The 21,795-nt window shown below is 68.4% G+C and carries 20 protein-coding genes and 2 pseudogenes; 5 read left to right on the top strand and 17 right to left on the bottom strand.

What is annotated here, in order from left to right:
• Window positions 1-129 precede the first annotated feature (129 nt).
• The 9 genes from ABTX60_RS34320 to ABTX60_RS34280 form a co-directional block, all read right to left on the bottom strand.
• Window positions 130-453, bottom strand: coding sequence for a hypothetical protein (locus ABTX60_RS34320; RefSeq protein ID WP_352100934.1), 324 nt, complete (start codon window positions 451-453; stop codon window positions 130-132).
• 210 nt (window positions 454-663) lie between these two features.
• Window positions 664-3,207: an ATP-binding protein gene (locus ABTX60_RS34315; protein ID WP_352100933.1), complete on the bottom strand. Its 2,544-nt coding sequence runs from the start codon at window positions 3,205-3,207 to the stop codon at window positions 664-666.
• A gap of 1 nt (window position 3,208) precedes the next feature.
• Complete coding sequence (locus tag ABTX60_RS34310; RefSeq protein WP_352100932.1) at window positions 3,209-3,892, bottom strand: response regulator; 684 nt, start codon at window positions 3,890-3,892, stop codon at window positions 3,209-3,211.
• 96 nt (window positions 3,893-3,988) lie between these two features.
• Window positions 3,989-4,621, bottom strand: coding sequence for a potassium-transporting ATPase subunit C (locus ABTX60_RS34305; protein ID WP_352100931.1), 633 nt, complete (start codon window positions 4,619-4,621; stop codon window positions 3,989-3,991).
• A gap of 5 nt (window positions 4,622-4,626) precedes the next feature.
• Window positions 4,627-6,756, bottom strand: a complete 2,130-nt coding sequence (kdpB, locus tag ABTX60_RS34300; protein WP_352100930.1) for a potassium-transporting ATPase subunit KdpB — start codon at window positions 6,754-6,756, stop codon at window positions 4,627-4,629.
• A complete protein-coding gene (gene kdpA, locus ABTX60_RS34295; protein ID WP_352100929.1) occupies window positions 6,753-8,417 on the bottom strand; it encodes a potassium-transporting ATPase subunit KdpA in 1,665 nt (554 codons plus the stop codon). The genes kdpB and kdpA overlap by 4 nt, the downstream gene beginning before the upstream one ends.
• A 5-nt stretch (window positions 8,418-8,422) precedes the next feature.
• Window positions 8,423-8,512, bottom strand: a complete 90-nt coding sequence (gene kdpF / locus ABTX60_RS34290) for a K(+)-transporting ATPase subunit F (protein WP_033314594.1) — start codon at window positions 8,510-8,512, stop codon at window positions 8,423-8,425.
• 216 nt (window positions 8,513-8,728) lie between these two features.
• Window positions 8,729-9,139 (bottom strand): hypothetical protein, encoded by a 411-nt coding sequence (locus ABTX60_RS43335; protein ID WP_502992455.1) that lies wholly within the window; start codon window positions 9,137-9,139, stop codon window positions 8,729-8,731.
• 563 nt (window positions 9,140-9,702) lie between these two features.
• Complete coding sequence (locus ABTX60_RS34280; protein ID WP_502992457.1) at window positions 9,703-11,661, bottom strand: APC family permease; 1,959 nt, start codon at window positions 11,659-11,661, stop codon at window positions 9,703-9,705.
• A 780-nt stretch (window positions 11,662-12,441) separates the two neighbouring features.
• Here ABTX60_RS34280 and ABTX60_RS34275 point away from each other — a divergent pair.
• Window positions 12,442-12,525, top strand: a pseudogene (locus tag ABTX60_RS34275) (IS5/IS1182 family transposase); the annotation flags it as partial.
• Between the two features lie 560 nt (window positions 12,526-13,085).
• Here the strand turns inward: ABTX60_RS34275 and ABTX60_RS34270 are convergent.
• The 5 genes and pseudogenes from ABTX60_RS34270 to ABTX60_RS34250 all read right to left on the bottom strand — a co-directional run.
• The gene (locus tag ABTX60_RS34270) at window positions 13,086-13,289 is read right to left on the bottom strand and encodes a cold-shock protein (RefSeq protein WP_266963435.1); all 204 of its coding nucleotides are present in this window, start codon (window positions 13,287-13,289) and stop codon (window positions 13,086-13,088) included.
• A gap of 876 nt (window positions 13,290-14,165) precedes the next feature.
• A complete protein-coding gene (locus ABTX60_RS34265) occupies window positions 14,166-14,342 on the bottom strand; it encodes a hypothetical protein (RefSeq protein WP_352100926.1) in 177 nt (58 codons plus the stop codon).
• A gap of 136 nt (window positions 14,343-14,478) precedes the next feature.
• Window positions 14,479-14,670, bottom strand: a complete 192-nt coding sequence (locus ABTX60_RS34260) for an integrase core domain-containing protein (protein WP_502992454.1) — start codon at window positions 14,668-14,670, stop codon at window positions 14,479-14,481.
• A 484-nt stretch (window positions 14,671-15,154) separates the two neighbouring features.
• A complete protein-coding gene (locus ABTX60_RS34255; protein ID WP_352100924.1) occupies window positions 15,155-15,514 on the bottom strand; it encodes a hypothetical protein in 360 nt (119 codons plus the stop codon).
• 910 nt (window positions 15,515-16,424) lie between these two features.
• Window positions 16,425-16,574 (bottom strand): annotated as a pseudogene (locus ABTX60_RS34250) (IS256 family transposase); the annotation flags it as partial.
• Between the two features lie 129 nt (window positions 16,575-16,703).
• Here ABTX60_RS34250 and ABTX60_RS43330 point away from each other — a divergent pair.
• The 4 genes from ABTX60_RS43330 to ABTX60_RS43315 all read left to right on the top strand — a co-directional run bounded on the left by ABTX60_RS43330 (window position 16,704) and on the right by ABTX60_RS43315 (window position 18,456).
• On the top strand, window positions 16,704-16,964 hold the full coding sequence (locus ABTX60_RS43330; RefSeq protein ID WP_502992456.1) for a transposase: 261 nt from the start codon (window positions 16,704-16,706) through the stop codon (window positions 16,962-16,964).
• 122 nt (window positions 16,965-17,086) lie between these two features.
• Window positions 17,087-17,380 carry a transposase gene (locus tag ABTX60_RS43325; protein ID WP_502992453.1) on the top strand — a complete coding sequence of 98 codons (294 nt, stop codon included), beginning with the start codon at window positions 17,087-17,089 and terminating at the stop codon, window positions 17,378-17,380.
• Window positions 17,377-17,733: a hypothetical protein gene (locus ABTX60_RS43320; protein WP_502992452.1), complete on the top strand. Its 357-nt coding sequence runs from the start codon at window positions 17,377-17,379 to the stop codon at window positions 17,731-17,733. Before ABTX60_RS43325 ends, ABTX60_RS43320 begins: the two co-directional genes overlap by 4 nt.
• 348 nt (window positions 17,734-18,081) lie before the next feature.
• A complete protein-coding gene (locus ABTX60_RS43315; protein WP_502992451.1) occupies window positions 18,082-18,456 on the top strand; it encodes a hypothetical protein in 375 nt (124 codons plus the stop codon).
• 301 nt (window positions 18,457-18,757) lie between these two features.
• Here ABTX60_RS43315 and ABTX60_RS34235 read toward each other — a convergent pair whose 3' ends face one another.
• The 3 genes from ABTX60_RS34235 to sigK all read right to left on the bottom strand — a co-directional run bounded on the left by ABTX60_RS34235 (window position 18,758) and on the right by sigK (window position 21,762).
• Window positions 18,758-19,747: an ornithine cyclodeaminase family protein gene (locus ABTX60_RS34235; RefSeq protein ID WP_352100938.1), complete on the bottom strand. Its 990-nt coding sequence runs from the start codon at window positions 19,745-19,747 to the stop codon at window positions 18,758-18,760.
• A gap of 678 nt (window positions 19,748-20,425) precedes the next feature.
• Window positions 20,426-21,181: an anti-sigma factor gene (locus tag ABTX60_RS34230; protein ID WP_352100923.1), complete on the bottom strand. Its 756-nt coding sequence runs from the start codon at window positions 21,179-21,181 to the stop codon at window positions 20,426-20,428.
• The gene (gene sigK, locus ABTX60_RS34225) at window positions 21,178-21,762 is read right to left on the bottom strand and encodes an ECF RNA polymerase sigma factor SigK (RefSeq protein WP_352100922.1); all 585 of its coding nucleotides are present in this window, start codon (window positions 21,760-21,762) and stop codon (window positions 21,178-21,180) included. Before sigK ends, ABTX60_RS34230 begins: the two co-directional genes overlap by 4 nt.
• Between the last annotated feature and the right edge of the window lie 33 nt (window positions 21,763-21,795).

The raw sequence follows: 21,795 nt of genomic DNA, 5'->3' as shown, positions 1-21,795 counted from the left end.
CGCCACCATGCACAACCTCGCCATGGCAGGGTGAAACAGCAGGTCAGCCATCACCCAGCCATGCCCGCCGCCAAGCCTTCTGCAACACCCTTTAGACCCGCAGGTGACAGGACGCCGACGTAAGGCGGACTATTGAAGGTCTGTACTCGGCTGGCGACGCCAGTCCCATCCGGGGTGACGGTCCACCAGCGTGAGGAAGTCCCTGGCCGGCAGGATCTCGTGGTGGTTGGTGTCGACAAGACCGTCCACGCCAGGCAGGACGTCGCGGAGGAAGACCCGGGCCGCGTCCATGGACTGGCACGACACATAGACCGCGTACGGTTCACCGATTCGGCTCCTCACCTGCTCGAGCTCCTCCGGCTCGTAGTCCGCCAGGATCCCGCCCGATAAGTCGATGTCATACGAGTACCCGTGCTGGTGCAGCCTTTCGTCGCCCGTCACGGGATCCGGCACGAGCTCAAGGGAACGGATTCGCCCTTCGAGCGACGGGCGTCGCTCCGCGGGGACAAGAACGATCACGGATGGCCAGGACACGCGTCCACCTCCCCCGCGACCGTAGTCGAGCGATCCCCTCGGGTCGCCCAATTTCCCGTCCAGCGGGGACGGCTCTTTGTCAACCGCCCGCCCTTCCGCCACTGCTGGACCACAGCGAGTCCCTGCCCCTCAGGGTGAGGCCGCCACAGGCAGGTCCGGCTGCTGTGGCCGCCGCCCCGGTGCCGTCCGTACGGTGAGCACCAGGGTGAGGCCGCCGCCGGGTGTTTCCTCGGCGTGCAGTGTGCCGCCGATGGCCTCGGTGAAGCCGCGTGCTACCGCGAGGCCGAGGCCGACACCGGCGCCGCGGGGCGCGTCGCCGTAGCGCTGGAAGGGTTCGAAGATGCGGTCCTTGGCCTCGTCCGGTACGCCGGGCCCGCGGTCGACGACCCGTACCTCGACGCGGTCGGCGAGAGCGCTCGCGGACACCAGGACCTTCTGACCGGCAGGGCTGTACTTGACGGCGTTCTCGACGACGTTGGCGACGGCCCGCTCCAGCAGGCCCCGGTCGACATGGACCATGGGCAGCGTCTCGGGGATGTCCAGTTCGACGCTCTCCTCGGGCACCCCGCCGAGCGCCATGGGCACGACCTCGTCGAGGTCGGTCTCGCGGATGATCGGGGTGACCGTGCCGGTTTGCAGCCGGGACATGTCGAGCAGGTTGCCGACCACGTGGTCGAGCCGGTCCGCGCCCTCCTCGATGGCCTCCAGCAGCTCGGACTGGTCCTCTTCGGACCACTCGACGTCCTCGGAGCGCAGTGACGACACGGCGGCCTTGATGCCGGCGAGCGGGGTGCGCAGGTCGTGGCTGACGGCGGCGAGCAGGGCGGTCCGTATGCGGTTGCCCTCGGCCAGTTCCTTGGCGCGGTCGGCCTCGAGCCGCAGGCGCTGGCGGTCCAGGACGACGGCGGCCTGCGCGGCGAACGCGGCCAGCACCCGGCGGTCGGAGGCGGGCAGCACGCGGCCGCGCAGGGACAGGGCCATGTGATCACCGACCGGGACGTCGACGTCCGCGTCCTCGGGATTCTCGGCGGGCCGGGGGCCCACGCTGCCTGCGCAGGACCAGGGGGCCGTCTCGCCGGTCCGTTCCAGCAGGGCCACCGACTCCATGCCGAAGGTCTCGCGGACCCGTTCCAGCAGCGCCTCCAGCGTGGTCTCGCCGCGCAGGACGTTCCCCGCGAGGAAGGAAAGGATCTCCGCCTCGGCACGCAGCCGCGCCGCCAGGTGGGTGCGGCGGGCCGCGAGGTCCACCACCGACGCGACCGACACGGCGACCCCGACGAAGACCGCGATGGCGACGATGTTCTTCGGGTCGGCGATCGTCAGGGTGTGGACGGGCGGTGTGAAGTACCAGTTGAGCAGCAGGGAGCCCACCATCGCGGAGGCCAGCGCCGGGAAGAGCCCGCCCAACAGGGCCGCCGCCACCGTCAGTGTCAGGAAGAGCAGCATGTCGTTGGCGAGGCCGACGTCCGGGGCGGCAGTGGTGAGGAGCTCGGTCAGGAGTGCGGGGCCCGCTACGCCGACGAGCCAGCCCCCTATGACCCGGGAGCGTCCCAGGCGTGCTCCGCGCGGCAGGGACAGTCCGCGTCCCTTGCCCGCCTCGTCGTGGGTGATGAGGTGGACGTCGAGGTCGGGGCCGGAGTCCCGGGCCACCGTCGCTCCGACGCCGGGCCCGAAGACGTACTGCCATCCCTTGCGCCGGGAGACACCGAGGACGATCTGCGTGGCGTTCACCCCGCGTGCGAAATCCAGCAGGGCCGCAGGTATGTCCTCCCCGACGACCTGGTGGAAGGTGCCGCCGAGGTCCTCGACCAGCGTGCGCTGGACGGCCAGTTCCTTCGGGGAGGCGGCGGTGAGGCCGTCGCTGCGGGAGATGTAGACGGCCATGACCTCGCCGCCGGCGCCCTTCTCGGCGAGCCGGGCGGCACGCCGTATCAGGGTGCGGCCTTCGGGGCCGCCGGTCAGGCCGACGACGATGCGCTCGCGCGAGCCCCAGATGGCCGAGACCTCGTGTTCGCTGCGGTACTGGGTGAGGTAGGCGTCGACCCGGTCGGCCACCCACAGCAGCGCCAGCTCGCGCAGGGCGTTCAGGTTGCCGGGCCTGAAGTAGTTGGAGAGGGCGGCGTCGACCTTGTCCGGCTTGTAGATGTTGCCGTGCGCCATGCGTCGGCGCAGGGCTTCCGGGGACATGTCGACCAGCTCGATCTGCTGAGCACGTCGTACCACCTCGTCCGGCACGGTCTCACGTTGCCGCACACCGGTGATCGACTCGACGACGTCCCCCAGTGACTCCAGGTGCTGGATGTTGACGGTCGATATCACGTCGATGCCGGCCGCCAGCAGTTCCTCGATGTCCTGCCAGCGCTTGGTGTTGCGGGAGCCGGGGACGTTGGTGTGGGCCAGTTCGTCCACCAGGGCGACGGCGGGAGCGCGCCGCAGGACGGCGTCCACGTCCATCTCCGTGAAGGTGCCGCCCCGGTAGTCGATCTCCTTGCGAGGGATCTGTTCCAGGCCGTGCAGCATCACCTCGGTGCGCGGCCGGTGGTGGTGTTCCACGAACGCGACCACGCAGTCGGTGCCCCGCTCGATACGGCGGTGTGCCTCGGAGAGCATGGCGTAGGTCTTGCCGACGCCGGGGGCGGCGCCGAGGTAGATCCGGAGCTTGCCGCGTGCCATGTCATCCCTCGAAGCGGTAGCCCATGCCGGGCTCGGTGATCAGATAGCGGGGGTGGGAGGGGTCCGTCTCCAGTTTGCGGCGCAGCTGGGCCATGTACACGCGCAGGTAGTTGGTCTTGCTGCGCTGCGAGACACCCCAGATCTCCTGGAGGAGGTGCTTCTGCGTGATCAGCCGACCCGGACTGGTCACCAGGATCTCCAGCAGGTGCCACTCGGTCGGGGTCAGCCGTACGTCCTGCCCGTCCCTGACGACCTTCTTGGCGATCAGGTCGATGCTGAAGTCCGTCGTCTTGACGAGCATCGCCCCGGGCGCGCGCGGGGTGTCATCGGTACGGCGGACCGCGGCGCGCAGCCGGGCCAGCAGCTCGTCGATGCTGAACGGCTTGGTGATGTAGTCGTCGGCGCCGGCGTCGAGCGCGGCCACTTTCTCGTCCGACGCCTGCCGGGCGGACAGGACCAGGATCGGGACCCGGCTCCAGCCCCGCAGCGCTTTGATGATGTCGACGCCGTCCATGTCGGGCAGACCGAGGTCGAGCAGTACGGCGTCGGGCTGACGCGCGGCGGCCAGACGCAGGGCCGTGGCGCCGTCTGGGGCTGCGTCCACACCGTAGTCACGTGCCTGCAAGCTGATGACGAGGGCCCGTACGAGCTGCGGGTCGTCCTCCACCACGAGCACCCGGGTCATGGGTGTGTGCCTCTCCTCTTGTACGGACTTCACGGTGGCGGAAGCCGGCGGAGGAGGAAGGTTTTCGTCTCCGTCGGCTCCCGCTCCTTCAGCTCGTCAGCCCTTGGCCACGAGGTCCTTGAGCGCGATGTTGAGTGCGAGCACGTTGACCCGGGGCTCGCCGATGAAGCCGAGGGCGCGGCCCTCGGTGTGGTCGTCGACGAGCTTCTGCACCTGGGCGACGGTGAGGCCGTTGCGTTCGGCGACGCGGCGGACCTGGAGGTCCGCATAGGCCGGGGAAATGTCCGGGTCGAGACCGGAGCCCGAGGACGTCACGGCGTCGGCCGGGACCTGGGACGGCTTGACCTCGTGGCCGGGGGTGGAGTTGTCCTTGACGACCTTCCCCTTGGCCTCCTCCACCGACTTGACGAGCTTCTGGTTGTCGGCGGACAGGTTGGTGGCGCCCGAAAGGAGCAGCTTGTACTGGGTGTTGACCGAGTTCTCGCCGAGCCCGTTCGCCGGGCGCGGCTGGAAGTAGTCCTGGCTGTAGCCCTGTTGCCCGATCAGGGACGAGCCGACGACCCTGCCGTCCGCCTTGACCTCGGAGCCGTTCGCCTTGCCGGGGAACAGCCCCTGGGCGACGCCGGTGACGACCAGCGGGTAGATGACGCCGGTGACCAGGGTCAGCACGAGGATGGCGCGCAGGCCCGCTCCGAGCAACCGGGCGGTGTTCACAACGGAGTTGTTCATGGCTCTCAGCCGATCCCGGGGATGAGGGAGATGAGCAGGTCGATGAGCTTGATGCCGATGAACGGGGCGATCAGCCCGCCCAGCCCGTAGATCGTCAGGTTCCGCCGCAGCATCCGGTCAGCGCTGACCGGCCGGTACCGCACTCCCTTCAGGGACAGCGGTACCAGCGCGATGATGATCAGCGCGTTGAAAATGACGGCCGACAGGATCGCGGAGGCCTGTGAGGACAGGCCCATGATGTTGAGCTTGTCCAGGCCTGGGTAGACCGCGGCAAACAGCGCGGGGATGATCGCGAAGTACTTCGCGACGTCATTGGCGATGGAGAACGTCGTCAACGCGCCCCGGGTGATCAGGAGTTGCTTGCCGATCTCGACGATCTCGATGAGCTTGGTCGGGTCGGAGTCGAGGTCGACCATGTTGCCGGCCTCCTTCGCGGCCGACGTGCCCGTGTTCATCGCCACGCCGACGTCCGCCTGGGCCAGGGCCGGGGCGTCGTTGGTGCCGTCGCCGGTCATCGCGACGAGCTTGCCGCCCGCCTGCTCGCGCTTGATGAGCGCCATCTTGTCCTCGGGGGTGGCCTCGGCGAGGAAGTCGTCGACACCGGCCTCCTCGGCGATCGCCTTCGCGGTCAGCGGGTTGTCGCCCGTGATCATGATCGTCTTGATGCCCATCCGGCGCAGTTCCTCGAACCGCTCCCGCATGCCGTCCTTGACCACGTCCTTCAGGTGAATGACGCCCAGGACGCGGGCGCCCCGCTCGTCGTCCACCGCGACCAGCAGCGGGGTCCCGCCCGCCTCGGAGATGCGCTGGGCGATCCGGTCGGCGTCGTCCGTGACCGTGCCGCCCTGATCCTCGACCCAGGCGATGACCGAGGCCGTGGCCCCCTTGCGGATCTTGCGGCCGTCGACGTCGACACCCGACATGCGGGTCTGGGCGGTGAACTCGATCCACTCGCCGCCGACGAGCTCGCCCTGGTGGCGCTCGCGCAGCCCGTACTTCTCCTTCGCCAGGACGACGACCGAGCGGCCCTCGGGCGTCTCGTCGGCCAGTGACGACATCTGGGCGGCATCCGCGACCTCCGCCTCCGTCGTGCCGCCCACCGGGAGGAACTCGGCGGCCTGCCGGTTGCCGAGGGTGATGGTGCCGGTCTTGTCGAGCAGCAGCGTGGAGACGTCACCGGCGGCCTCGACCGCCCGGCCCGACATGGCCAGCACGTTGCGCTGCACCAGCCGGTCCATGCCGGCGATGCCGATCGCGGACAGCAGCGCGCCGATAGTGGTCGGTATCAGGCAGACCAGCAGAGCGATCAGCACGACCATCGTCAGGTGGGTGCCCGCGTAGCCGGCGAACGGCGGCAGCGTGGCCACCGCGAGCAGGAAGACAATGGTGAGCGACGCCAGCAGGATGTTCAGGGCGATCTCGTTGGGCGTCTTCTGCCGTGCGGCGCCCTCGACCAGGTTGATCATCCGGTCGATGAAGGTCTCGCCCGGCTTCGTCGTGATCCTGATGACGATCCGGTCGGACAGCACCTTCGTGCCGCCGGTGACGGCCGAGCGGTCGCCGCCGGACTCGCGGATGACCGGGGCCGACTCACCGGTGATCGCCGACTCGTCGACCGACGCGACCCCCTCGACGACGTCCCCGTCGCCCGGGATGATGTCGCCGGCTTCGCACACCACCAGGTCGCCGACACGCAGCTCCGTACCCGGCACCCGCTCTTCGGTGTCCCCCACGAGACGGCGGGCGACGGTGTCGGTCTTGGCTTTGCGCAGGGTGTCGGCCTGAGCCTTGCCGCGGCCCTCGGCGACCGCCTCGGCCAGGTTGGCGAAGATCACGGTCAGCCAGAGCCAGGCGCTGATCGTCCAGCCGAACCAGTCGCCCGGGTCCTTGAAAGAGAACACCGTCGTCAGCACGGAGCCGACCAGCACGACGAACATGACGGGCGACTTGACCATCACCCGCGGGTCGAGCTTGCGGAAGGCGTCCGGCAGCGACTTCACCAGCTGCCTGGGATCGAACAGGCCGGCAGCGACCCGGCCCTCCGTGGGCCCGGTGGGTACATCGCTGTGCGGCGCCCGGGTGGGAGTGGTGGCGGTGGACATGGAGTCCTCTCGCTTCTCTGCACGGGTGGTCATGACGCCAGCCCCTCGGCGAGCGGGCCCAGGGCGAGGGCGGGGAAGTACGTGAGACCGGTGATGATCAGGATCGCGCCCACCAGCAGGCCGGTGAACAGCGGCTTCTCGGTGCGCAGGGTGCCCGCGGTCACGGGGACCGGCTTCTGCTCGGCGAGGGAGCCGGCCAGCGCCAGCACGAAGACCATGGGCAGGAAGCGGCCCAGCAGCATCGCGAGTCCGGTCATGGTGTTGAACCAGTCGGTGTTCGCGTTCAGTCCGGCGAAGGCCGAGCCGTTGTTGTTCGACGCGGACGTGAAGGCGTAGAGCACCTCGGAGAAGCCGTGCGCGCCGGAATTCAGCATCGAGTGCGGCGGGGTCGGCAGAGCCATGGAGACAGCGGTGAAGACGAGCACCAGCGCCGGCGTGATGAGGATGTAGCAGGCGGCCAGCTTCATCTCGCGGGTGCCGATCTTCTTGCCCAGGTATTCCGGAGTCCGGCCGACCATCAGGCCGGCGATGAACACCGCGATGACCGCCATGATCAGCATGCCGTAGAGGCCGGAGCCGACCCCGCCGGGCGCGATCTCGCCCAGCATCATGCCGAGCATGGTGATGCCGCCGCCCAGACCGGTGAAAGAAGAGTGGAAGGAGTCCACCGCGCCGGTCGAGGTGAGCGTGGTCGACACCGCGAAGATCGAGGACGCGCCGACGCCGAAGCGCACCTCCTTGCCTTCGTAGGCCCCGCCCGCGGCTTGGAGCGCTGGACCGTGGTGGGCGAACTCGGTCCACATCATCAGGGCCACGAAGCCCAGCCAGATGGTGAACATCGTGGCGAGGATGGCGTATCCCTGCTTCACCGAGCCGACCATGACCCCGAAGGTGCGGGTCAGCGAAAACGGGATCACCAGCAGCAGGAAGATCTCGAAGAGGTTGGTGAAGGGCGTCGGGTTCTCGAAGGGATGCGCGGAGTTGGCGTTGAAGTAGCCGCCGCCATTGGTGCCGATCTCCTTGATGGCCTCCTGCGAGGCGACCGCGCCGCCGTTCCACTGCTGCGAGCCGCCCATGAACTGCCCGACCTCGTGGATGCCGGAGAAGTTCTGGATGACACCGCACGCCACCAGCACGACCGCGGCGATCGCCGCCGCCGGCACCAGGATCCGCAGCGTGCCGCGCACCAAGTCGGACCAGAAGTTGCCGAGGTCGCCGGTGCGCGAGCGGGCGAAGCCGCGCACCAGTGCCACGGCGACAGCCATGCCGACTGCTGCGGAGACGAAGTTCTGTACGGCGAGACCGGCGGTCTGCACGACGTGCCCCATGGTCTGCTCGCCGTAGTACGACTGCCAGTTGGTGTTGGTCACGAACGACACGGCCGTGTTGAACGACTGTGCCGGGTTGACCGAGGAGAAATCCAGCGAGCCGGGCAGGACACCCTGGAGCCGCATCAGCAGATAGAGGAACAGGACACCGACGGCCGAGAAGGCGAGCACGCCGCGCACATACGCGGACCAGGTCATCCCGGCATCAGGGTTGGCACCGATGCCCTTGTAGACCCACTTCTCGACGCGCCAGTGCTTGTCGGAGGAGTAGACCCTGGCCATGTAGTTGCCAAGGGGGATGTAGGCGAGAGCCAGCGCGGCTATGAGCGCGAGCAGCTGGAGCACGCCGGCAAGGACGGGACCCATGAGGCTCAGAACCTCTCCGGGAAGATCAGGGCGAGGACGAGATAGCCCAGAAGGGAGACGGCCACCACCAGGCCGACGACGTTCTCGGTGGTCACAGCTTCGTCACCCCCTTGGCGACGAGAGCCACCAGTGCGAACGCCGCGAGCACGGCGACGACGAAGGCCAGATCGGCCATCGCGAACTCCTGGAGTGAGGTTCGGGTGAAACGGACGATTAGAGGAAAGCGCCTCTTCGGCCGGTTCGGGTCCGCCCTTGACGGCTCTCATACGGCGGGACCCACGGCTTTGACGGAACTCTGACGCGGCCTGGCTTCAGAGGAGCCGGAAGCGGAGCCGGCACATCACCGCGTCCGTCTCCCGCCGTACGGCGTGCGCGACGACCACGCCCCGCTGGTTCTGCAGCAGTCGCTGCCACGGCGGCTCCGGCTCGGTCTCCGCGATCAATATGGTGACGCGCGTGCCCGGCTCGGCGGCGGCCACCCCACGGACGTACGCAGCGATCGGACGCCCCAGGCTGCGCCGCTCGCTCGACAGCCGGACCAGAGGCACACCGGGATCCCCATTCCGCCCGGGAGCGCTCCATGGCGTGCATGTGAGCCCGGCCCTCGGGGTCCGGGTAGAGACGGCCACCGCACGCACCTCGTCGCCGAGGGTGGCGGCCGCCGTGAGTGCCTCCGAGATCAGCCTGGACAGGGACGAGACGGAAAAATCACCAGTGAGCATTCACGGCGCAGGTGTCGGTCCGCTGCGTGCCGGCGTCTCCCAACGGCTCCTACTGCGGGACGCCCTGCGGGCAGCGTCGAGATCGACCCCGAGGCCCTGGTGCGCCATCCACAGCTGTGGTTCCGCCTGGACGAAGGTGCACGGAAGTCCGCTGCCGACGGCTTGCTGCTGTGTGGTGTCACCGCCATGCGGCGCGTCTCGCGAAGCGTGGAGCGCGAGACCGCCCGCGCCGTGTTCGAGGCATCCGGTCTGAGTGAGGGCCGACGTGTTCCCCGCACCCCTCCTGCGCTCTGCTCCCTGGGCCCCGGCGCTCACGGCAACGGCAGCGGCCGGGGTGCAGGGCCGGTAAATCATCTCGAAGAGACCGGCCGCGATCAGGGCCCATGCGGCATGAGCCACACTCGACTCGGTGAGGAACCCGGCGGTTCCCAGGGCGGCCGTGAGCAGGAACGGGCCGTACTGGATGCGCCGGAGACCGTGCGCGGGGTCGCCGAAGTGCGACATCGCGTCCTGTTCCCTTTCGGCCGACGGTCCGCCGCGCTTCCCGGGCGGAGGTGACAGGCTCATCCGCCGACGTGAATGCTGGGACGGCGGTCGGGGTCGGGCTCATTGCGGCGGATGATCTCGCGGGTGACCGGGGCGGTGTCACCGCGGCCGAGGAGGAAGTAACGGATCATGTGCACCAGGGGGCTGCCTTCGGCCCAGGCGAAGTAACACTGCGGTCGCACGCCGGTGGCGTTGCGCAGCGCGAGAAGGATGGCGGCGATGGCGTTGGGGGCGGCCGGCGCCTCGGCGCGCAGAACGCGGTAGCCGTCGACTTCGACGCCGTGCACGGTGAGCGTTTCGCTGAAGTCGGACGGGTCGACCACGTCGATCTCCAGGAAGATCACGTCAGCCGGGCCCGGTACCGGGTTGGTGCCACGCTGTTCGCGTTCCTTGGCGCTGTACTCGGCGAAGTCGCCGGCCTGACGGCGGTTGGCGATGATGTTGATGGACTCGTCGTGGGCGAGGGTGTCGGCGATGAACCGGCGAGCGGCCTCGTCGAAGACGATGCGGTCGGCGCGCAGCTCGGTGGTGCGCGAGACGCGGGAGATCAGCGACACGATGATGATGCCCAAGATGAAGAAGCCGGAGATGGCGATGCCGTCGGGCTTGTCGACGATGTTGGCCACAAGGGCGTAGAGCAGGACCGCGGTGAGCAGGGCGAAGCCGACCGTGCTCACGCGGCGACGGTTGCGCGCCGTGAAGACCGTTACGGCGAAGGCGCCGGAGACCATCATCGCCAGGATCCCGGTGGCGTAGGCGCCGGCCTGGGCGTCGACGTCGGCGTCGAAGGCGATGGTGATCAGGATGCACAGAGCCGTGTAGACGATGACGACCGGACGCACCGCGCGTCCCCACTCGGGGGCCATGCCGTAGTCCGGCAGGTAGCGGGGAACGATGTTGATCAGCCCTGCCATGGCGGAGGCGCCGGCGAACCACAGGATGAGGATGGTGCTGATGTCGTAGGCGGTGCCGAACGCCTCACTGACATGCTCGTGGGCGAGCCAGGCCAGCGCCCGGCCGTTGGCGGCACCGCCGGGCTCGAACTCCTTCTCCGGGATGAGGACGGTGGTCACGAAGCTGGCGGCCAGCAGGTAGACGCTCATGATCACAGCGGCCGTGGTCAGAAGCCGGCGGGCGTTGCGGATCCTGGCGCGCAGCCGCTGCTCGGCGTCGGCACCCTCGGCCGCCACGAGCGGCATCATGCTCACACCGGTCTCAAAGCCCGACAGGCCCAGCACCAGCAGCGGGAAGGCCAGCAGTGCCGGACCGGCGAGGTCACCAAAGCCGCCTCCGCCGTCGACCAGCGCGTCGGTCCAGGCCGACAGTGCGCCGTCCGTCGTGAACACATGGACCAGTCCCACACCGATGACCACCGCGTTGAGCACCAGGAAGACGGCGACCAGCGGGATGGCGACACTGACCGCCTCACTGAACCCGAGCAGGAAAACACCTCCCAGGATCAGCAGCAGCCCCACGGTCAGTGCGACCTCGTGGCCGTGGAGGACGGAGGGGAAGAAGGGGTTCTCCACCACGTGTACGGAGGCGTCCGCCGTAGACAGCGTGATGGTGATGATCCACGAGGTGGCCACGAACCCGAGCAAAACCAGAACGAACAGCTTGCCCCACCAGAACGGCAGCAGATCCTCCAGCATGGCCACCGATCCTGCGCCGTGCGGGCTCTCCTTGGCCACCTTCCGGTACATCGGCAGCATCCCCAGCAGCGTCAACGCCACGATCAGCAGCGTCGCCAGAGGAGAGACGGCCCCGGCGGCCAAAGCGGCGATCGCCGGCACGTAGGCCAGACTGGAGAAGTAGTCGACTCCGGTCAGGCACATCACCTTCCACCAGGCATGCGGCTCGGCATGACTCTCACCGGCCGCCGGCCCCACCGGCTGCACCTGGTGACGCAGCAGCCACCGCGCCGCCTTGCCTGTCGGCTGCGTCCGCTGAGCTGGACTGTCCACCGACTCCGGCATTACCGGCCGGTTGCCACCACTCATGTCCCCCATACCCTTCCTTGTCCGACCACCGAATCGGTCGCGGCAGCGGCCACCCTGACGACACCGCAACGATCACCGAGTATGCGGCCTCCCGCCCCGTCATCCAGCACCGAGGCACGTATGAGCCAGCCGGCGGAAGAGCGTCCTTGTTTGTACGGTGCGCACCCGCCGCATCCTTCCTTGACGCCATGTCAAGGGGAAACGCGCCGCCTTCACCGGGCCCGCTCCACACCGATGAACGGTGGAAGGCCATCGAGCGGCCGGGCGGGGCGCCCCGCGGGAGTCCCACTCGCACCTGTGCGACGACTGCAAGCAGCGCACTGGCACCGCTGATCGCCAAGCTGATCACCTCCAGCTTGAGCATCAGGAGCATGGCCAGGCCGTGCCCGATCAGGAGGCTGGCGGTATCTGGCTCTCCGCTTCGGCGGGTGACGCGACCGGACCCGGCTGTCAGTGGCGCTGCGAGGCTGAACGGATGCAGTGAGCTTCTTCGCGCGAGTGAGAGGCGAGTGACACGGCGCCGCGCGAAGCCCCGGTTCGGCGCCCGCCGCCAAAACGCACTCCGTGACCGCAGCCGACGTGCCCGAGGGAACGCTCGGCATCCGCTCGTGCCCGGGTCGCTTTCAGGACCTGCACCTTCGCGAGGCGGTGCGGTCGCACAGGCCCGTAGCCCCGCGCCCGACGAAGTCGCCGAGGCCGCCGTGACGATCGGCGAAGACAAGCCCGATGACTTTCGGTGGCCCGCGGCGGCCACAGCGGAGCTTCCGCAGATCGCGCTGCAGCCCCAACCGCATGACGTCAATCGCCAAAGCCGTCCTCACCCTGGAGCGGCAACGCTGAAGACGCTCAGTGTTCTGACGAGCAAGGGCGACGAGACGGAGGTTCCGCAGCACCCCCGCCAGCCCGGTGGCCCCGTCCTCACCTTCGCTTCTTCACCCCCGGTTGCGTCCGGCTCGGCCTGCCCGCTTGGCGACAACAGGCCCGATCTGTGTTGACTACTCGCCCATTGGTGACCGGCATTGACGAACGGCTTGTGGCCCTGCGGAGCATCACCGCAGGCGCGGGGCCGACTCGCCTGACCCGACGCCTGGCTGCGTCGCGTCGGAATTTCCCCGACCGAAATGAACAACGCTCCTGGCCGGCCGGAGTTCCACGAACCGGAAGGTAGTCCTCGGCCCGACTCCGCCACCGCGTTATCGATGTCAAGGTCGAACCGCCGCAGTCCACCTCCGTCCGGCACTGCCCTGTCACCTGCCTGGCGCCGTCGTACCGGCAGTTCCGCGCACTGTTCCTGCCAATGGCTCGTTGGGACACGCGAGACACCGATCGGCTCACTGCGGCAGACGGTAAGGGCCCGGCGTCCCGAAGCCGGGATGCCGGGCCCTTACCAAGCCGCGCGATCAGGCGGGCCGGATGTTCTCCGCCTGCGGGCCCTTCTGGCCCTGCGTGATGTCGAACTCGACCTTCTGACCCTCCTGCAGCTCGCGGTAACCCTGGCTGGCGATGTTGGAGTAGTGGGCGAAGACGTCGGGACCGCCACCCTCCTGCTCGATGAAGCCGAAGCCCTTCTCGCTGTTGAACCACTTCACAGTGCCCTTGGCCATGACTGTCTCCTTCGAGGGAAACCGGGCCCGCACCCTGCGCGCCCGGGAGGTGATCGCCCTGGTCCGGAGAGGCGCTGAACAGCAAGAACGCCCGTGATGGCGATCACGGGCGAACGAAACTTCGGAACCACGACTGCTGATCACAACGCTATAACGGCATGACGGAAGCCGCTAGCGGAAACGCGCCAGCATCCAGCCCGGAACGAAGGGCTGGATCGCCCGTGAGGCTCGACCGACGGTGATCAAGCAGTTTCGCACCCTTCTTCTGCACAAGGCGGCGAGGCATGGCCTCCCCGCCGCCGACTGTTACCGGGTGGGCCTCACCGATCATGTGTGACCGGCCCCTCCCCACACGAACGAGGATCAGGTCGCCTGGGCCATGCGCTGCCAGGCGGCGAGCTTGGCCACGTCGACGCCTTCGCGCTCAAGGAGATCGAAGACAAGGCGGCGGACGATGGCGAGGTAGGTCGGCACTGCCTGCTCCAGGCGGGCGCGGCCGGTGTCGGTGAGGACCGCGCGTCGTGCGGCGCCTGTTCGGGGAGGATCAGACCGTCCACCGGCTGGGCCTGCACGGCGCGCCCGAGAACCGGCGGGGACACGTGGCACAGGCCGGCCAGGCCCCCGAGCTTCATGGTGTGGTCGGGGGCGTTGCTCAGCGACAACAGGATGAACTGCCCGTGACGAATTCGCCACCGTGGAAGTAGAGCAGCCCGGGCAAGTCACCATCGTGGCCTTCGGGTGTGTAGATCCGCACCGGAACTTCCGGGGCGTCCTCCGGCCCGGGCACGATGGTGTCCCAGCGTCTCGAGGAAAATGCCCGCCGGAGCCGCCGACCGCGAGGCCCCGACCACGACCGGGATGCCGAGCCGAACCCCGTCATGAACAGCGCACGGCGGCGGGAAAGCCCAGCGCAATATCGATGGCGCCCCAAAAACGCACGCGTTGGTGGGCAGCGCGTTCTCGACGCTCCGCTTCAGTAAGCAGGCGTTCGACCTCGGCCCGAACAGGCGTCACGTGTCCCTGCGAGTCACCTTGCGTGTCGTTTCCAGCCACGCGCCCAAGAATCCCACCGACACATCCGCGGTCGATGACAAGCCGACACGTTTATCCGGTGCGGCGTGGTTTCGTGCCGACCTTGTGGTGGGTGGGACGGCCGGATGCCTGAACCGCTCCGGGATCGGTGGAGGCTCTATGTGTTGACTCCAGCCTCCGGTTGGGGCTGAAGTTGAACGTAGTGGTTTGTCTCGTACTCGTGGGGCGGGATGTCGCCGGTCGCGCTGTGGAGCCGTTGGTTGTTGAACCATTCAACCCATTCCGCGGTGGCGAGTTCGACGTCGGCGAGGCCGCGCCTTGCCACTCGCAGTCCGGACCGGCACTCCATTTTCCGGTGCATCGCGTGCGTCAGAACCAGTCGTGGCGCTCATGCCAGTCCTCAGATCCAGTGAGACTCGCGGGACAGCTTTCGGTCCTAGGCAGGCATTCAGGGAGTGATTCAAGGGTGGTGTCAGTGTCCGACACGCTTCCGATGTGCCGACAGGGTGGGCCACCCAGTCGGGACCCCATCGTGGGCGACTACTACTGTTCTGGATTGAGCTCCCCGTATCCCGGGGAATGGATCACCACATCGCATGCACCCCTGGCGTGGGTGCTGCCGTGCGCGCGCCCGCGGCTGCGCAGTCGCCGCCGCGGGCGTCCCAGCCGTCCCTGATCCAGGACTGGTTCCTGATCCAGGACTGGTTCCTGATGCTTCCGGCGCGGTCACCGGTGCGGAACGTATCGCCCCGGGAGAGGCGGCCGACATCCCCTTCTCCTTCCGTGAGCAGACGGCCGCAGTGAGGGGCAGGGAACGCTGCCCCTGGGCGGGGTCAGTGGTGATGCCTGTCGACTGCCCGGAAGCTGCCGACAAGCGCGAACGGCACCACGGCTCCATCGAGAACCACTGTTCCGGGGATTGCGTTGCTGGAGTCTCCGCGCCCGATAGTCGCAATTGCAGCACCGTTGTCGCATGTAATCCCGGTGAAGAATTCGACCCTACTGCCAGTTTCGTTCCGGACGTTGAAGCTGGTCGCCGGACTACTGATTACAGCGATGCACTCACCCCCCTCGACCGAATACATTCGCTCATTGACATAGACCCGTCCGTGATCATCCGAACGGTCGCCGTACCTCGTCCGCCCGTTCCCTCCGGTCTGGCCGTCGCCGCCCGTCTGGCCGTCTCCTCCCATGTCTCCTCCTTGAGGCAAGGAGGCAGCAGCCTCTTGCACCGACGGGGCGGACGCGGAATTTGAAGCCGCCGCATAGTCCACGGTGGTTACAGCCACGACGGTGACGCCCACCGACAATGCGATCCCTACCACGGTACGCGTTCGCATTCCACTTCTCCCTCTCGCAGGCATTTCGCTTCTCCATCTCTCAGGGATGCCAGCCGACCCGGCCGCCTACGAATAAACCTACTCACGCCGAATTCTGTCGCCACTTCAGAAATCCATGAGGGAGACCAGAAAGGGGCCGATCGGGCGTTCAAGAGTTCGGAAGGGGAAATGTGACGAATCGTCACAAAGCAAGATGAGAAGCGACTTGGCTACAAGGCTGAGCCATAAGAGGGAAACCACTGACACCCCGTCACACTTCTGCGCGCGTGTCGGGCATTGACAATGCTCCGCGCGACGACACGGACGCCGCTCTCGGACATCGGGATCTGCCCTGGTCAGCGCCTCACAGCAGGAAGCCTAGCGGGCGCACACGCTCGCCAGGGGACAGACTTGCCTAAGCCCGCCGCAGAAGGACCGGAACGCGGCCGGTTCAGACACGCCCACCGCAGCCGCAGCAAGGGGAAGGCAGCGATCAGGGCCATGGCACCCCAGGTGGCCGGCGACAAGGCAAGACTGGGCCGCGCGCCCTGGGATGACGCGGTGTTCTGCTCGAGATCGGGCGAGCCACAGAGGCCAAGGGCACCTCTCACGGACGTCTGGCCCGAACGCGGTGGCCGAGGAGCAAGAAAGGCTCTGGGCCACTTCGTGGGCTCTGCCGCAAGGCCCGCGGACACTTCCCCAACCCAGACGAAGGCCGCCTTCACGTAAATAACAAGGTTAGGGTGGGATTGTTAACGAATGGGTGTTACTGGGGTAGTTGGGGCTACCGGCGGGCTGCTGAGAGGCGGCCGCCGAAGGTGATGTTGAAAGCGTTCAGAGCGGTCTTCCAGCGCATGGTCCAGCGGGCCTGGCCGCGGCCGGTGGCTTCGAGCGACACGATCGCCATGTAGACGCACTTCAACGCGGCCTGCTCCATCCTGTGCTCCGTATCAGAGGCATAGAACCAGCGCGAAGGCCGTGGTTGTGAGTTTGGGGTGTCAAGGGCGTCCTGCGGGATGCGTTTGCGGAAGTGTCATGCTTCCGGGCGGAGTTGTAAGCGTGTCTGACCGCGCGGGGCGACGCGCTGTTCGAGTTATGCGATGCGCTGTTGCGCACGGACGGGCCGGTGCGGACGCTGGTCGATCTGGCGCTCGCGCCGGAACACCGCCGCGGTCACGGCGCCCTCTATAGCGGCCTCAACAACGGACGGATCGACGTCGCCCGGCTTCGTGGCGCGCTGGCGGGGGTGCCGCTGCCGAGGGCTGCGGCCGGACGCCAACACCTGCCCCGACCGGTCCTTCTGCCACACCTTCGGCCGAGGTGAGGGCTAGCACCAGATGATCCCAGGCTGGCCGTACTCGATCGTCGCCCCACTGGAGACCGGTCGGACGTCGTGGACGGCGGTGCGACGCGGTCCGCATGGAGCCAGGTGCGGACGTTGCCGCGGTGACCACGGTCCAGCTCCGCGAGCTGCTCGAGCGGCTCGTCGCCGCCGGTCAAGGGAAGCCGGGCGACCCCGAAGTCTTGGTCGTGCTGGACGCCGGATACGACACACCTCGCATCGCGCACTTGTTGAACGACCTGCCCGTCGAGATCCTTGGCCGGTTCCGCTCCGACCGTGTGATGCGCCGGCCCACACCAACGGCGGGTCTGCGACCCCAAGGGCGGCCGACCGCCCAAGCATGGCGCGAGTTCGTCTTCGGCGATCCCGCCACCTGGGGGGCACCGAGCAGGCCGTGACCGTCACCGAGACCGGCCTCTACGGCAAAGCGACCACGCAGGCGCGGGAACGGCTGCACCCGAGGCTGACCCGGCGGGCGGCCTGGCTCGACCACCACGGACCGCTGCCCATCATCGAGGGCACCGTCATCCGCCTGAACGTGGAGAAGCCGCCCAGTGGCGGGGCGAACAAGCCGGCCCGGCTGTGGTGGTCGGGCACCGCCGCCACCAAACCGACGTCGACCGCTGCCGGCAGTCCTTCCGCCGCCGCTTCGACCTGGAGCACACGTTCCGCCTGTTCAAGCAGACGCTTGGATGGACCAAGCCCCGTCTCCGCAGCTCGGAGGCAGCCGACCGATGGACATGGCTGGTGATCGCCGCCTACGCCCAGCTGCGGCTCGCCCACCCGCTGGCCACCGACCTACGGCGGCCCTGGGAGAAACCGGCACCGCCGAACAAACTCACGCCCGCCCGGGTCCGCAGGGGGTTCGGAAACCCGCGTGTGAAGACCAGCTCCCCGGCCGGTGCACCGAAACCGTCCCGGCCCGGCCCCGGTCGACCGCTCGGCTCGAAGAACCGCCGCCCAGCCACCTGGCACGACGTGGAACGTGTCCTCGCCACCGGCGAGGCATACAGCCGCCCCGTACACCACAAGAAGGGATCAAGCCCCGCCGAACCCAATAGGCGAACACCAACTGCCCATACGCTGCCACGATGCGTCCATGGATGCCGAGAACCTCAGCGGGCTTCAAGTGGACCGCGCGGATCCATCGGACTGGCCCGCGTTAGCCAAGATCGATTCCATCGCGACAGCAGGCGACCACACAAGACAGGACAGCATCCGGCGCTGGTGCGAACAGTCGCCCCACACTCGGGGCACTTCGGATTCGTCCTGCTCCCGCCGCTGGGTCGCCGAACGCTCGCTTGCGTGGATCATGCAGGCCCGACGGCATGCCCGGGAATGCGACCGGCTCGTCCAGCACGCAGAGCCTCCCATCACCTGGGCCGCGATCACCCTGATGACCCGCCGTCTCACCCACAAAACCGTCCGACAGAGGGACACGGCCACCCCGGCCGCGACGGCGGCCGCCGCCTGACCGGCAACGGATGCGAAACCCTTAGGCGAGGGGTCCGGCTGCAGCCCTCGATCAAGTTCCGACGTACTTGTCGAAGGCGCTGAGCATCTTGGAAGAACACGGGTGGGGGACCCCCGGTTCAGGGCATCACACCCATGCACCAAGTGGCCGATGGCATGCACTCCGCCACCGTCCACGCCACCATGCCAGAAACCACTGACACATCGCCCGCAGAGACGGTTCCGCACGCACGACGGATGCTCGATGTCGGCGTCTGCTGCACGCCGGATGAGACCTCCGCCGCCGATGCCGCACAAGGGCATCACTGCACCATGATCTCCTCGCCGATGGCCTGCTGGCGGGCGGCGGTGAGGACCAGGCTCGCGGCCGCGGCGTCCTGCACCGCCACACCAACAGATTTGTAGAGGGTGATCTGGTCGGTCGAGGCACGTCCCGGTTTACTGCCGACGACGAGTTCACCCAGCTCGGCGTGCACGTGCTCGGCCGTGATCAGGCCATCGTGGATCGGGATCAGCAGGTCGTTGCTGCCGGCGGGGAAGGGGGCGAGCGCTGCCTGCCGCGATTCGACGCATACAAGCGCCTGGGCGACCGTGGCATCGTCGACCTCGCGTCCGGCTGGGTTGTACCCCACTGAGGCGATGTGCACCCCGGGCGCCAGCCAGGAGCGGCGGATCACCGGTTCGAGGGAGTGGGTGGTCGCGGCGGCGATGTCAGCGCCGTCGAGCGCCTCGGCGTAGGTGGACACCGCCCGGACGTCTGTCTCCAGTACGGACGACAGTTCCTCGGCCAGAACGGTTGCCTTCGCCGGGTCCCGGCCGGCCACGCGGATCTGCCGAATCGGGCGGACCCGGCACATGGCGCGGGCGTGGGACCGGGCCTGAACGCCGGTGCCCAGGACCGCCAGCACCGAAGCGTCCTCGCGGGCCAGCAGCCGCGCGGACAGCGCCGAGCAGGCGCCGGTCCGCGCCGCGGTGATGGCCGTACCGTCCAGCAACGCCGCAGGCTCGCCGGTGTCCGGATCGAACATGACGATCAGCGCCTGGTGGGTCGGCAGCAGTGTCCCGGCATTACGCGGGAACAGGGAGACCAGCTTGCTCATGAGCGCCCCAGCCGACGGCACGAAGCCGGGCATGGCCGCCAGGAACCCGTCCCGTTCGGGTACCAGGGCGGCGACGCGGTCGGGGGCCGACGCGTGGCCCGCACTGAGGTCTGCCATCGCCGCGGCCAAGGCATCGATCAGGATGTCCACATCGAGCAGAGCCTCGACCTGCGATCGCCCGAGAACGAGCATGCGACGCAACCTCCCGAACGCGGTCATCCGGCCGACGACCGCTCCGCCGAAGCTTTGACCGCCGAACCCAACTCCCCGACTCCGACACGCCGTCTTACGCGGCACATCCATCTCCGCGCGCTTCAGCACATCGGCATGTACGCCGCCACCGAGAGGCATCGCGGTGGCGGCGGCCACGGCTGAGGGGAGGCCGAGCTGGTAGGCGCGCGAGCAGGAAGGCGGTGAAGCCGATCCAGCGCCCGGCGGTCGGATGGTCGGCCACCAGGTCGCCGGGAGGGCCATGGCCGCGTTTGCGAGCGCCCCGAAGGCGGTCCTCACCATCAGGTACCCGCCGACGAACTCGATGGTGCGTGCGGCCGGGGTCCAGCCGGAGGACTGCCGGCCGATCCCGCCTCCCCACTGAGCGCCACGAGCAGGAGCAGCAGCGGAAGGTCCGACGATCTCCAGCGCTTCGTTGACGACCCCGGCCGCAGGGGGGAACGTCGGTCTATTCGATTCGCCACGGCGCCGAGCATGTGCTCAGCGTCGTCTCCCCTCCGCCGACCCGTGGCGCAGCTGGGCCGCTGAGGGTCCGGCAGCACGGACTCGCGATTGCCCTCTGGGGCGGTGCCGGCCGTACCGTTGCTGCTCGCTGACCACAGCAATAGGCGGCGCCGCCGCGCGACTGGGCGGCAAAGATCAGGAAGCGGGGAGCGGCCACGTGGACAGCACGTGGGTGGTGGGTTCGGGGGAACCTGTGCTTGGTTCGACCGTGATGGCCAGCGAAGCGGCGGTACCGGGCGGGGGGAGCGCCACGGCCTGGATGCCGGGTTTGGCGGGGATGAGCCCGGCGGAGCGGACTTTGTCCGAGGGAGCGGCGGTGTACCACAACTGGTAAGTCCTCCCCGAGGGCAGGGGAGCCAGATCTTGGCAGAAGTACGCGGCCTGGTTCAGTCGGCGTGAGACCGTGAGGGTGCCGTAGCCGCCGTAAGGGATGCGCTTCTTGACGAAGGTCGTGTCGGGGGCCGCGAGAAGCCCGGCGAGGTCGGTGGCGCGGCTCTGGGCTTCCTGGCGAGTCTCTTGTCCGTCCTGGTGCTGCCAGACCGCGATGCCACCGAACGCGGCGGCCGCGGCGAGACTGGCAGCCAGGGCGACACGCAGCAGCCGTGGCCCGGACCGCCGGGCGCGATGCTCCTCTGCCTGAGGCGGGGGCCCCGGCGGGAACTGGGAGGCCCGGGCCGCCTCGCCAAGGACACGTTTCTTCAGACTCGGCGGCGGGGTGCGGGCCACCGCGAGGGCGAGCCAGGCGGCCGCCTCCTGTTGGCGTGCGGTCTCGTGGGCGCAGTCGGGGCAGTCCGCGACGTGCCGCCGGAACCTCTCCCGCTCATCCCTGCTCAGGGCGTCCGCAGCGTAGGCTCCCGTGAGGTCGTGAGAGTCGTCGCTCGTTCTTCTCATAGCGGGGCTCCCAGACAATGCCGCAGGCGACTCAGCGCGGCGCGCAGGCGGCTCTTTACGGTGCCCAGCGGCAGTGAGAGCGCTGAAGCGACCTCGACATGGGTCAGGCCCCGGTAGTAGGCGAGCATCACAGGCTGCCGGAGCTCGGGGTCCAGCTTGTTCAAGCAGGAACGGACCTGTTCCCATTCCACGAGCCTCTCCACAGCTTCCGCGACGGCGTCGAAGGCGGGAGTCGATTCGTGCTGGGAGACGAAGCGCTCGCGCTCGGCGGACCTTCGCGCGGTGCGGACGCAGTCCACGGCGCGATGGTGGGCGATGGTCATCATCCAGGTCATGGCGTGCCCACTCTCGGGCCGGTAGCGGGGGGCGGTCTGCCAGACCTCCAGCATGACCTCCTGGGCGACCTCTTCGGCACGGGCCGGGTCCTGCAGAACCTGGCACGCCATTCCGTAGATCGGGCCGGCGACCGCGTCGTACAACCGGGCGAAGGCGTCCTGGCTGCCGGCGGCCACGGACACCAGCAGGCGGTCCGTCTCGGATGTGCCGATGTGCCGGGCCCCGGGGGCCTGTCGCTGCGCCACACCCTCTCCCGCCTGCATGTCCGCCCCGGCCCC

The sequence above is a fragment of the Streptomyces sp. NPDC126510 genome (assembly GCF_040302345.1).
Classification (GTDB): domain Bacteria; phylum Actinomycetota; class Actinomycetes; order Streptomycetales; family Streptomycetaceae; genus Streptomyces.
This window is presented reverse-complemented; position numbering and strand designations above follow the sequence as displayed.